General features: G+C 56.3%; 10 protein-coding genes. 5 read left to right on the plus strand and 5 right to left on the minus strand.

Annotation, left to right across the window (positions count from 1 at the left end; genetic code table 11):
• Positions 1-55: 55 nt before the first annotated feature.
• Genes AC1RKJ_RS10120 through AC1RKJ_RS10135 form a run of 4 tightly spaced genes read right to left on the minus strand, consistent with a single transcriptional unit; the run spans position 56 to position 4,425 of the window.
• Positions 56-1,036, minus strand: a complete 981-nt coding sequence (locus AC1RKJ_RS10120; protein ID WP_006018748.1) for a carbohydrate ABC transporter permease — start codon at positions 1,034-1,036, stop codon at positions 56-58.
• A gap of 2 nt (positions 1,037-1,038) precedes the next feature.
• Entirely contained in the window at positions 1,039-1,911 is an 873-nt protein-coding gene (locus AC1RKJ_RS10125) for a carbohydrate ABC transporter permease (RefSeq protein WP_006018747.1), read from the minus strand.
• Positions 1,912-1,943: 32 nt separating this feature from the next.
• A complete protein-coding gene (locus AC1RKJ_RS10130) occupies positions 1,944-3,305 on the minus strand; it encodes an ABC transporter substrate-binding protein (RefSeq protein WP_006018746.1) in 1,362 nt (453 codons plus the stop codon).
• Positions 3,265-4,425, minus strand: coding sequence for an ABC transporter ATP-binding protein (locus tag AC1RKJ_RS10135; protein ID WP_006018745.1), 1,161 nt, complete (start codon positions 4,423-4,425; stop codon positions 3,265-3,267). Before AC1RKJ_RS10135 ends, AC1RKJ_RS10130 begins: the two co-directional genes overlap by 41 nt.
• A gap of 187 nt (positions 4,426-4,612) precedes the next feature.
• On the opposite strand from AC1RKJ_RS10135, the gene AC1RKJ_RS10140 reads away from it, so the two are divergent.
• From AC1RKJ_RS10140 to AC1RKJ_RS10160, 5 genes are all read left to right on the plus strand, one after another.
• Complete coding sequence (locus AC1RKJ_RS10140; protein WP_006018744.1) at positions 4,613-5,860, plus strand: CaiB/BaiF CoA transferase family protein; 1,248 nt, start codon at positions 4,613-4,615, stop codon at positions 5,858-5,860.
• A gap of 308 nt (positions 5,861-6,168) precedes the next feature.
• Entirely contained in the window at positions 6,169-7,761 is a 1,593-nt protein-coding gene (locus tag AC1RKJ_RS10145) for a GMC family oxidoreductase (protein ID WP_006018742.1), read from the plus strand.
• Positions 7,762-8,091: 330 nt separating this feature from the next.
• A complete protein-coding gene (locus AC1RKJ_RS10150) occupies positions 8,092-8,820 on the plus strand; it encodes a LuxR family transcriptional regulator (RefSeq protein ID WP_013500406.1) in 729 nt (242 codons plus the stop codon).
• Between the two features lie 81 nt (positions 8,821-8,901).
• Positions 8,902-9,531: an acyl-homoserine-lactone synthase gene (locus AC1RKJ_RS10155; protein WP_006018740.1), complete on the plus strand. Its 630-nt coding sequence runs from the start codon at positions 8,902-8,904 to the stop codon at positions 9,529-9,531.
• A gap of 59 nt (positions 9,532-9,590) precedes the next feature.
• Positions 9,591-10,547 carry a LysR family transcriptional regulator gene (locus AC1RKJ_RS10160; RefSeq protein ID WP_013500405.1) on the plus strand — a complete coding sequence of 319 codons (957 nt, stop codon included), beginning with the start codon at positions 9,591-9,593 and terminating at the stop codon, positions 10,545-10,547.
• Here the strand turns inward: AC1RKJ_RS10160 and AC1RKJ_RS10165 are convergent.
• Positions 10,520-10,759 (minus strand): DUF2274 domain-containing protein, encoded by a 240-nt coding sequence (locus AC1RKJ_RS10165; protein ID WP_006018738.1) that lies wholly within the window; start codon positions 10,757-10,759, stop codon positions 10,520-10,522. The genes AC1RKJ_RS10160 and AC1RKJ_RS10165 overlap by 28 nt on opposite strands.
• Positions 10,760-10,763: the final 4 nt, after the last annotated feature.

Consider the following 10,763-nt stretch of genomic DNA (forward strand, 5'->3'; position numbering starts at 1 on the left):
CGAAATACCCACGGTCTAGCGCGAAGCACGAGGACGTGCTTCGCTCGAACAGTGCCTAACCTTTGAGCGCACCCGCCGTCAGCCCTGCGACGAAATATCGATAGCAGAACATAAAGATAACGAACAACGGCAGAGCAATAAGGGTTGCGCCGGCGAGTATCTCACCCCAACGCAGATCTTGCGCGCCAAGCATTGATGCCAAGCCCACGGGCAATGTCTTGCGATCATCACTCATGATGAGGATGAGCGCGAATACGTAGTCCGCCCAGGACAGCAAAAACGAGAAGATGCCGACCGTAATCAAGCCGGGGGCCGAAAGCGGAAGGACCACCTTGATGAAGGCGCCGAATTGGGAACAGCCGTCCACCATTGCCGCTTCCTCCAGATCGAACGGCATCGATTTGAAAAAGCCCCATAGCAGCCACACCGCCAGCGGCAGCGAAATCGCCAGGTGAGCGATTAGCAGGCCCCACAAGCTATCGGCTAAGCCAGCTATTCGGAACAAGGCGGACATCGGAATAACCAACATCAATGGCGGAAACATGTAGGCGAACAGCATGGACGCGACCAACGTCGTTTTGCCCCGAAACCGTAAACGCGTCGCTCCATAAGCAATGAATGATGACAGCGTCGTCGCCACGGCAATCGTAGCCATAGCCATCATGACGCTATTAACGAAATTCGCCGGATAGTTCGTAAGCTGCAAGAGTGACTTGTAAGAGCTTAGATCGGGTGGCCAGAAAACCAAGGATGAATCCAGAAATAGCTTTTCGGGCGACCTCAGACTGGAGAGGATCATCCAGTAGATCGGGAAGAAGGAATAGATGCAGATTAGCGCAACCGCGGCATACAAACCGACGCGGCCGGCAATCTGCTTCAGCGACTTGCCGTAATACCGCGTCGTTTTCCCGTGCGAGACTGAAGGTGTGGAGTCTGAGATTTCTCTTCCTGAGCCGCTAGAGCTATGCAACATCCGCACCGCTCGTGAACCAACGACGACAGCGGCAGCAGAGCGGGCTTGATTTTGAGTCGACATCGTCATCGTCCCTGCTTGGCCTCGTCGATCGGAAAAACCCTGAGGTAAATCAAGATAATGCTCGCCAACATCAAGAACGAGATGGTGGCGACAGCGGCCCCCCCTCCCAAGTCGAACTCGAGAAACGCTTTTCGGTAGGCCAACGTGGGAAGCGTCTCGGTTTCGTTGAGCGGTCCGCCCTTCGTTAGAAGCCAGATCACGTCGAACTTGTTGAACATCCAGATCCCTCTCAGGAGGATGACCACGATCAACACTGACCTCAATCCTGGCAGCGTGACATGCCAGAATTGCTTCATAACCCCTGCTCCATCGACCCGGGCCGCTTCATACAGTTGAGCCGGAATGGATTGAAGGCCGGCAAGAACACAGGTCACGACAAACGGCGTCCAGATCCAAACGCTAACAAGGACAATAGTCGCCTTCGCGCTCGTTGAATTACCTCCCCAATCGAACATCCCATATCCGAATGACGCGAAGACACTCTTGAGAAGGCCGTAGTTGGGATCAAGAATCCACTGCGTGATGAGGCAGGCGACGACCGTCGGAAGAAAATACGGCACGATTGACAGCGCCCGCACGACAGTCTGCCCCACAAACTGCCTATTGAGGACGAGCGCAATGGTGACGCCGAGAACGACTTGCAGCACGATCGCCGAGATGGCGATCGTGACACCGTTTAACAGCGAGCCCCAGAACAGCGGCTCACTAAGAACCTTCACGTAATTGCCAAGTCCCACCCACTGCGGCGGGTCGATGAACGACGCCGCTGTGTAGAAGGAGAGCTTTATCGAATAGAGGAGAGGTCCGCCAACAATTGTACCGAGTACCAGTACACCCCCGATGAACAAACCGATGATTCGCCAGTCCTGTCGCATAGCCTCGGGCCTCTATTCACCAGTTCCGATGCTCAGCCAATTTTTCGGATTCGATCGGCGGCGGCTTTCACGCAGTCGCTTGACGACATGTTCTTAAGAACCCGATTTTGCAGCATCTCCGGCATAATGTTCGCATCAAAGACCTTGCACGGTCGCAGATCAAACGACGGACCCGTCATATCTATTGAGTTAAGAACCGTCTTGCTGTCTTCATCAATGAACGACTTCATCTGCTCCATCGTCGCCCAATGCTTCTGAATCATCGGATGATTTTTCCACCGTGGATCTTCGTAAATGTCCAATCGCGCCGGTTGGAAATTCATCCAGGCGGAGTGCAGCCAGCGAATATAGTGCGCGTCAATAAACCATTGTAGAAACTTAAAGGCCGCCTCAGTCTGCTTAGTCTTGTAAAGAATAAAGCCATCGAAGGCGAAGGACAGTGCGTTCTGCTTACCAGCACTGTCTGGAGAAGCGAAAATACCATACTTGTTTGCGAGGTCCGGATTGCGAGCTTCCAGCGCCTCGACTACGCGGCCCGAATAGACGGTATGCGCAACCTTTCCCGTCGCGAAAAGACTCATCAGCTCAGCATAGCTGACCGTGTTCATGCCAGCCGGCATCGTTTTATAAAGATCGGCATATAGATCGAGAAAACGGCCGGTCGGTCCGGCATTCCCCGGCGCATCGAGAACGACGTTCCACTTGTCGTCATAAAACTTCGGCGCGTCTGCAAACAAGTTGCCGAAGCTCGCCCAGTTGGTGGCACTGTCACTCGCGAGCGGTATGACGCACCCCCCTCGCTCTATGTTGCCATCCTTCGCGACAGTCAGCGCCCGGCAATTCTCAAGGAACTCGGCCCATGTGTTGGGAACCTTCAGGCCCTTCTCCTGATACAGATCTTTTCTGTAGAAAACCGTCACCAAATTGTAGTCATAGGGATAGAACCAATTTTCTCCCTTATATGACCAGGTTCCCTGCTTCCCCCACGAATATTTTTTGACAAGATCCGTCAACGGCACGATGTGACCCGCCATCGCGTATTGCAAGATGTGCGCAATGTATCCCGCCGTGGCGATATCGTAAGGAGCGCCAGCATTGATGGCCGCCATCGACTTCGCATAACCACCACTAATCGGCGTCGAGTCGACGACGATTTTTACGCCGAACTTGCTCTCGTATTCATTGCACGCATCGCGCAAGGCCGATTGGCTCGCAGCAGTCGTTTCAGCGTTCAAAATGCGAAGCGTTACCCCGGACTGTGCGTTGACATAGGGCGCGGAAAGTGAGCCCGCGATGCCAGCCGCTGCACCAGCCGTCGTTTTGAGAAAACGCCGCCGATCGATGTCGCTCACGTTAGCCTTGGAACTCGGCGCGCCTAAGCTGAGCTTGTCCATGAAGTTCTCTCCCGTTGCCATTTTCGCCTTTCGTCGAGGTCCGCCTCAGTGTCTTGCCGCTCTCGCGCGAGAACAGGTGCAACTTCTCTTGAGACAAATTCACAAAAATTCGGTCGCCCGCCCTCAGCGCATCGTCCCGAGCAAATACCGCGCGGATTTTGTTGCCATCGATCTTACCCAGCACATAGGTTTGCGCGCCGATTTGCTCGACCAAGCCGACTACCAGCTCAAAAGCCGTGGAGGTTTCCGCGCGCTCGATGTGCTCGGGCCTAATGCCAAGCGTGACATCCCTTTCCGCTTCGGAGAATGACTGGGCAGGCAAGTTGACGCTCAAACCGCCGGAGCGCATTACGAGCGCGCCCCCGTCGCGCATCAACCCGCCATCAATCAGGTTCATCTCTGGAGACCCGATGAAAGTCGCCACGAAGGCGTTCGCGGGCCGATCATAAAGGTCAAGCGGACTGCCCGCCTGTTGGATGAATCCGTCACGCATGATCACGATACGATCGCCGAGCGTCATGGCCTCGACCTGATCGTGGGTAACAAATATCATCGTCGCGCCCAATCGGGCGTGTAGCGTCGCAATCTCTTCTCGCGTCCGGACCCGCAGCTTCGCATCAAGGTTCGAGAGGGGTTCGTCGAGGAGGAATACGTCGGGATCTCTGACTAACGCGCGACCAAGCGCTACGCGCTGCATCTGACCACCCGACAATTGGCGTGGCTTGCGCTCCAGCAGGGCCTCCAATCCGAGACTTGATGCCGCGCTGCGCACCCGACGATCGATCTCCTGCTGTGGCGTCCTACGGACCCGAAGGCCGAAGGCCATGTTTTCGAAGACCGTCTTCTGTGGATAGAGAGCGTAGTTCTGAAAAACCATCGCAATGTTGCGATCTTTCGGCGGAAGCGCGGTGACGTCCCTTCCGTCGATCAGAATCTTGCCGAATGTGACGTCATCTAGACCGGCGAGCATTCGCAACGTCGTGGACTTGCCGCAGCCGGACGGGCCGACGAACACGACCAGTTCGCCATCGGCAATATCCAACGAAAAGTCCTGAACGGCCCATGGCCCTCGATCTCCTCCAAAGGATTTCGCGACATTCTGGAGAGTTACTCGCGCCATACAGCCAGACCTTCACGTTCTTCCCGGTATTTTCATTAATTGGTTAAACCAATTTGGCAGGACCGTATGTCGCGTGATGCGCGGTGTCAAGCAGCATTTGGTTTGACCAATCTGGTCGCTCCACATATAGTTAGTGCGGCCTCGCACGGCGCGCGGCTATTTGACCCGCAGACTTCAAGGAAGCGTGATGGCTGGACCGTTGGCAGGTTATCGAGTGCTGGATCTTTCGAGAATCCTCGCGGGGCCTTGGTTAGCGCAGTTGCTGTCTGATCTAGGAGCCGAGGTTTGGAAGATCGAACGCCCTGGCACCGGCGACGATACGCGGCAGTGGGGCCCGCCCTTTCTGCGGAAAGACGGTGGAATTGATACGACCGAAAGCGCGTATTTCCTGAGCGCCAATCGCGGCAAGCATTCGATATGCGTCGATATATCGACTGACGAGGGTAGCGCCATTGTGCGCGCACTTGCCCAGCAAGCCGATCTCGTGATCGAGAACTACAAGGTCGGCGACATGGCGCGTTACGGCCTCGACTACGAGGCGCTTAAAAGGGTCAAGCCTGACATCATTTACTGTTCCATCACCGGCTATGGCCAGACCGGCCCGATGAAGGACGTCGCAGGATACGATATGGCCATTCAGGCCATCGGCGGCCTGATGAGCATTACCGGAGAGAGTGATGACAAGCCAGGCGGGGGTCCGCAGAAGGTCGGGGTTCCGATCGTCGATATTCTCACTGGCATGTATAGCGCCGCCGGCGTCATCTCCGCATTACTGCATCGCGAACGCACCGGAGAAGGACAGCATATCGACATGGCACTGCTGGACGTCCAGGTCGCGGTTCTCGCCAACCAAAATTTGAATTTCCTCACGACCGGCACGCCGCCGAAACGGTTCGGCAACGCGCATCCAAACATCGTTCCATATCAGGTCTTCAGAACCAGCGACGGTTCCTTCGTGCTCGCCGTTGGTAATGATCAGCAATTCCGGAAGTTCTGTGCAGCTACTGGTTTAAGCGGCCTGGCAACCGATAGCCGTTTCGTCACTAACACCGACCGGCTTAAGAATCGTGATCAACTCATCCCCCTACTCGATGCGCATCTGATACAGCAGACGACCCAGCATTGGATTTCCATTCTGGAGCCCGTGGGCGTGCCTTGCGCACCGATCAACCGGCTGGATCAGGTGTTCGCTCACCCTCAGGTTATCCATCGGGAGATGCAGGTCAATCTTCCTCATTCTTCCGGAACAACAGCCCCTCTCGTCGCCAATCCGATAAAGTTTTCCGGAACGAAGATCGAATATGCCAAAGGACCGCCGCGGCGAGGCGAGGATACTGCAAACATCCTCAAGTCGATACTGAAGTACGACTCGGCGGCCATCCAAGATCTAAGTGAGCGACGGATCATCGATATCGGACGTCCCGAAGTCGGCTAGGGGCCAAGAGCCCATATCACTCGTCGAATCGTCTCTTGGTCCGGCTGGATGGCAGGTTTGGCAGGAGCGAGCAGCAAAACGGCGAGCCCTGCGCCGAGGAGCAGGAACGCGGCCACGATCCTCCGGTATTGAAACATGAGACGAGCTCTCCGTTGACTACCAGGCCTTCGTCGCTATAATTGGATCGACCTGATTGGTAGGACCAATTATAGTTTGGCGATGGCTTTTGCAAGTCGGGAAGGCCTGACCTTGGCGAAACTGGTCGCAAAAACGAACCGATCGTCGGCTTTTGAAATAGGGGACGGAGGATGAAGCTCTCGAAATACGATTATATCGTTGTCGGCGCAGGATCGGCAGGATGCGTGCTCGCCGCTCGATTGAGCGAAGATCCCAACGTCAAGGTGTTGCTGCTCGAGGCCGGACGTCCCTCTTCTTCAATCTTCGTTCACATGCCGGCGGGCATTCGCGTGCTCTACACGAGTCCGAAGCATAACTGGCAATTTTGGACCGAACCGCAGACCGAACTCAACAATCGCAAGATCTATATTCCCCGTGGCAAGGTGGTGGGAGGGTCGTCCGCCATCAACTCCATGATTGCGATCCGGGGAAATCCTCAGGATTACGACTCATGGGAAGCGCAAGGCTGTCGTGGGTGGGGGTACGAAAACCTCCGCCCCTACCTTAGAAAAATCGAGGACGCCGCCCAGGTAACGTCCCAGCCCGATCAGGACCGAGGTTATTCGGGTCCGATCCGACTTTCTTATGGCGTGTTGCAGCATCCAATCTCGAAGGCATTTATTGAGAGCGCCAAGTCGGCAGGCCTCCCCGAGAACAACGGCTTCAATGGTCCGTCTCAGATGGGCGCAGGCTTCTACGAACTTACGATTTCAGACGGCAAGCGTTCAGGTGCTTTCAAGTTTCTCGACCAGGGGAAAGGACGAAGCAATCTGACCATCATGGCCAACACTCAGGTTCGGCGCCTCGCGGTCGAAGGCACGCGCGTTCGGGGTGTTGTCATTGACCACAACGGGCGTGAGGTCACCGTTTCGGCCGAACGAGAAGTCTTGCTGACTTCCGGGGCCATTGGTTCGCCGCAATTACTGATGCTGTCAGGAATTGGACCGGCCGATCACCTCCGTTCACTCGGCATCAAGCCGGTGCTCGATTCCGCCGGCGTTGGAAGCAATCTGCAAGATCATTTGGATTGCGCAATTCGATTGGAGGCGTCGCAGCCGATCACACTGACGCCGTACATCGGATTGTTCAGAGGTGCCTTGGCCGGCGCACAATATATGCTCCGAGGCACGGGGCCCGGCACCTCACAGGGGGTCGAAGCCGGAGCCTTCTGGGGGCCCGATAAAACCTCATCGTGGCCTGAGTGGCAGGCTCATCTCATCGTCGCGCTGCGAAACCCGCCGCAGGGCGAGCGCGTCCCGCACGGCTTTGCCATTCGCGTATGCCAGCTTCGTCCGAAGAGTCGTGGAACGCTGCGCCTGCGGTCGGCCGATCCCTTCGTCGCGCCGGCGATCGACCCCCGCTTTCTATCCGATGAAAGTGATTTCGTCAGCATGCAAGAAGGCGTTCGGCAGATGTGCGAGATCATCGATCAGCCGGCGCTCCGAAAACACATTAAGCGCAAACTCGATATCGATCCGTTTACCAGCACGGAATCCCGCAAAAAGTGGATACGAGCCCGCGCAGAAACGATCTACCACCCGGTCGGAACATGTCGCATGGGTGAGGATCGCGACGCCGTGGTCGATAGCAAGCTTCGGGTTCGGGGCATCGACAATCTACGCGTTATCGACGGTTCACTTATGCCGACCGTGATCAGCGGAAACACCAATCTGCCGATCATGGCTATGGCGGAGAAAGCTGCAGAGTTGATTGCCGGGAAGTGACCCAATGTTCTCTCCCTCAATGGCAGGAACAATCTGAAACCCTGCCTTTCATCGCACAGGCCATCGCTTGATTTCCCGTGGTCCCGCTCGTTGTCGGCGGTCTGACGCGAAGGTGTCAGTAAATGGCAGCAAGCGCCTGAGGGCGTCCTCCCTAGACTGCCCGGGGTCCGATGACGGGTCCCGGGCTTCTTTTATGGATTTGAGTACCCTTTTGGACATCACCCGCAATCGTCAACGATGTCCGTGCTGCTCTGACCGTTCGATAAGGAAGGTTTAACCGGGACAGCCGTGCCGGAGATCAAGTACCGACGCCACCTAACCTAGCTCGACATGCATCGCATATTTCAAGACTTCATTGATCATCTTTCGAGCGCTGAAGATCAAGCAGAGCTTTCGGGAGCCATGGCCGTCACAGCCGCGGCTCTCGACCTGTCTTGCTTTGCGTACCTCGCGCTACCGCAAAAGCTCGATGGGACACCCCGTCTTATGTCGACATACCCAAAGGAGTGGACTTCACACTACCTAAGGAGCCACTACGAACGGATCGATCCGGTTATCATGCAGGCGCTACGGGACACCGAGCCGTTTCGCTGGGGAATCGGATCGACCGAACGATATCTTTCGCCGGCACAGAAGCGGTTGCTGGACGAAGCCTCCCAATATGGCATTCGGCTAGGATTCACCGTTCCTATCCATGACGGACACGGCCCCGTTGCCGCCGTCACCTTTGCCGGCAACCAACGGGAAGCTCAATTCGAACGCTTCGTCACGTCGAACCCTCGAATGCTTCAGTTGATGGCGATGTTCTTCCACTCACACGTTCGCCGCAAACTCGCGAGCGATCTTCGTGTTGATGGAGCAGCTTTGTCCGCCCGCGAGTTCGAATGTCTGGAGTGGGCCGCCCGCGGCAAGAGCGCTTGGGACATCGGACGCATTCTGGGAATATCGCATCACACTGCTATCTCTTACCTGAACAACGCGAAAGCAAAATTGGGAGTGCGAACCGTTGTTCAAGCGGCACTACGCGTGGCCGCTGCCAAACGAGAACAGCAAAACTAAGGCGAACTCCTCCCACAACTAGGGGTGATGCTTCTTAGCGTAACTTCGCCTCAAAGAATCATGGCAACCTTGGAGGATGTCATGATTCAGCTCATCACGGAGCCTTGGTACGGCGAATTCTCCCATACGCTCTTTGCAATACACCAACTACGACATCGCGTCTTCAAGGTCCGGATGGACTGGGACGTTCAAATTAGCGGCGACATGGAAGTTGACAAGTTCGACTCGTTGCATCCGGCATACCTCGCCCAACTCTCGGACGACGGCCGGGTACAAGGCTGCGTCCGCCTGCTTCCAACCAAGGGACCGACGATGCTCCGCGACACATTTCCCGCGCTTCTGAATGGTCAGCCGATGCCCATGAGTCCGCAGATATGGGAAAGCAGCCGCTTTGCGATCGACGCTAGACTCGACACACCAAAAGGAGAACACGGAATAGCTTGTGCCACCTACGAGTTGTTTGCTGGCATGGTGGAATTTGGGCTTTCGCGGCATCTGAGCGATATTGTTACCGTTACCGACGCCCGAATGGAAAGGATCCTGCGGCGCGCTGGGTGGCCGCTACGTCGAATCGGCGCTCCCTCTAAGATTGGGAACACTCTCGCCGTCGCTGGATATCTGGATATCTCCAGTGCGGCGCTCGCGAAACTCCGTGGGGCAGGCGGACTTTCCGGGCCAGTGCTCTGGGCGCCTGTATTGCGCGTCGCCTAGAACGGTCGCACAGCGGACCCCTGGGACGCAGTTTCGCCTACTGACGGGCTACAGGCATGATGGAAATCAACAACATTGACAACCAGCAGCGCACGACCGGAATGCCCGTCATCGGCCTGCGCCTGCTTCGGTTTGCAGTCGTTGCCAACGACTGTGGAAGTCTTCGGCAAGCCGCTGAATTACTTTCCATTCCACATTCTGTCGTGAGCCGCTCCATTGGCCAACTCGAGCGCCTAGTCGGGACCAGCTTGTTTGAGCGGTCGACCGCGGGAGTCCAGCCAACACTTGCTGGTAAAGTAGTCGTGCGGATCGCAAGAATGGTGCTGGAGCAGGTTGATACACTCGTTGCAACCGGCAGATCAATTGGTCGTGGCGAAACTGGCCACCTTTCGGTCGGCTTCTGCACGTCGATTTCAGCAGGCAATCTGCGGACTACCCTCCTCGACTTTAGAACGAGATTTCCTCGGATCGAACTCGCTATAGCCGAACGGCCGCGCACTTTGCTTATGAACGCGCTCCGGAGCGGAACACTCGACGTTCTCATCGTTACGAGCGACACGCCATCATCGGACAACAAGACGCTCAGGGTCTGGAGCGAACGCGTCCTCGTTGCATTGCCTGAGGATCACCCTTTGGCGGCGCGCGACGCGGTTTATTGGACCGATCTTCGCGACGAAACCGTACTACTAAGCCATCACGATTCCAGCCGCGAGTTTGAAGATCTCATCATATCGAAATTTGTATCTACGGACGATCGGCCCAAGATCGACCGACACGACGTCAGCCGAAGCATGATCAAGGGTCTCGTCAGTATGAAACTAGGCATTAGCCTCGTCATGGAGTCCGATATGGGCGCGAGTTTCGCCGGACTGAAATATCGCGAACTACGGGACGGGACAGGATCAAGCCATATCGGCTTTTCTGCACACTGGTGCGCTGACAACGAGAATCCAGCCCTCAACCGCTTTCTCGAAATGCTGGCGGAGCGCTATTCCTCCCCATCTCTCGGCGATTGACACGCGCGTCGTAGACGGGCGAATCCTCGGTCAGCCGCCATGAACCGCGCCAGCATCGGCGCGATCAATTTTGTTGGATCGGCGCGCTGACCCGTTTCACGCGCGATTGCCTCCGCGTACGCAGCAAGGTCCCGGTGGACGGATGCAGGCAACTCCGCGGTCACCTTCACCGGCTTGTCGTCTGGGACGGCGGCGATCTTCAGCTTCGTCATTGAG

The organism is Afipia sp. GW822-FHT04G07, from assembly GCF_058800765.1.

Coding starts and splice junctions, on each gene's coding strand:
- AC1RKJ_RS10165 (WP_006018738.1), bottom strand. CDS start 10,759: ATGACGAAGCTGAAGATCGCCGCCGTCCCAGACGACAAGCCGGTGAAG.
- AC1RKJ_RS10125 (WP_006018747.1), bottom strand. CDS start 1,911: ATGCGACAGGACTGGCGAATCATCGGTTTGTTCATCGGGGGTGTACTG.
- AC1RKJ_RS10160 (WP_013500405.1), top strand. CDS start 9,591: ATGGAAATCAACAACATTGACAACCAGCAGCGCACGACCGGAATGCCC.
- AC1RKJ_RS10130 (WP_006018746.1), bottom strand. CDS start 3,305: ATGGACAAGCTCAGCTTAGGCGCGCCGAGTTCCAAGGCTAACGTGAGC.
- AC1RKJ_RS10120 (WP_006018748.1), bottom strand. CDS start 1,036: ATGTCGACTCAAAATCAAGCCCGCTCTGCTGCCGCTGTCGTCGTTGGT.
- AC1RKJ_RS10155 (WP_006018740.1), top strand. CDS start 8,902: ATGATTCAGCTCATCACGGAGCCTTGGTACGGCGAATTCTCCCATACG.
- AC1RKJ_RS10140 (WP_006018744.1), top strand. CDS start 4,613: ATGGCTGGACCGTTGGCAGGTTATCGAGTGCTGGATCTTTCGAGAATC.
- AC1RKJ_RS10135 (WP_006018745.1), bottom strand. CDS start 4,425: ATGGCGCGAGTAACTCTCCAGAATGTCGCGAAATCCTTTGGAGGAGAT.
- AC1RKJ_RS10150 (WP_013500406.1), top strand. CDS start 8,092: ATGCATCGCATATTTCAAGACTTCATTGATCATCTTTCGAGCGCTGAA.
- AC1RKJ_RS10145 (WP_006018742.1), top strand. CDS start 6,169: ATGAAGCTCTCGAAATACGATTATATCGTTGTCGGCGCAGGATCGGCA.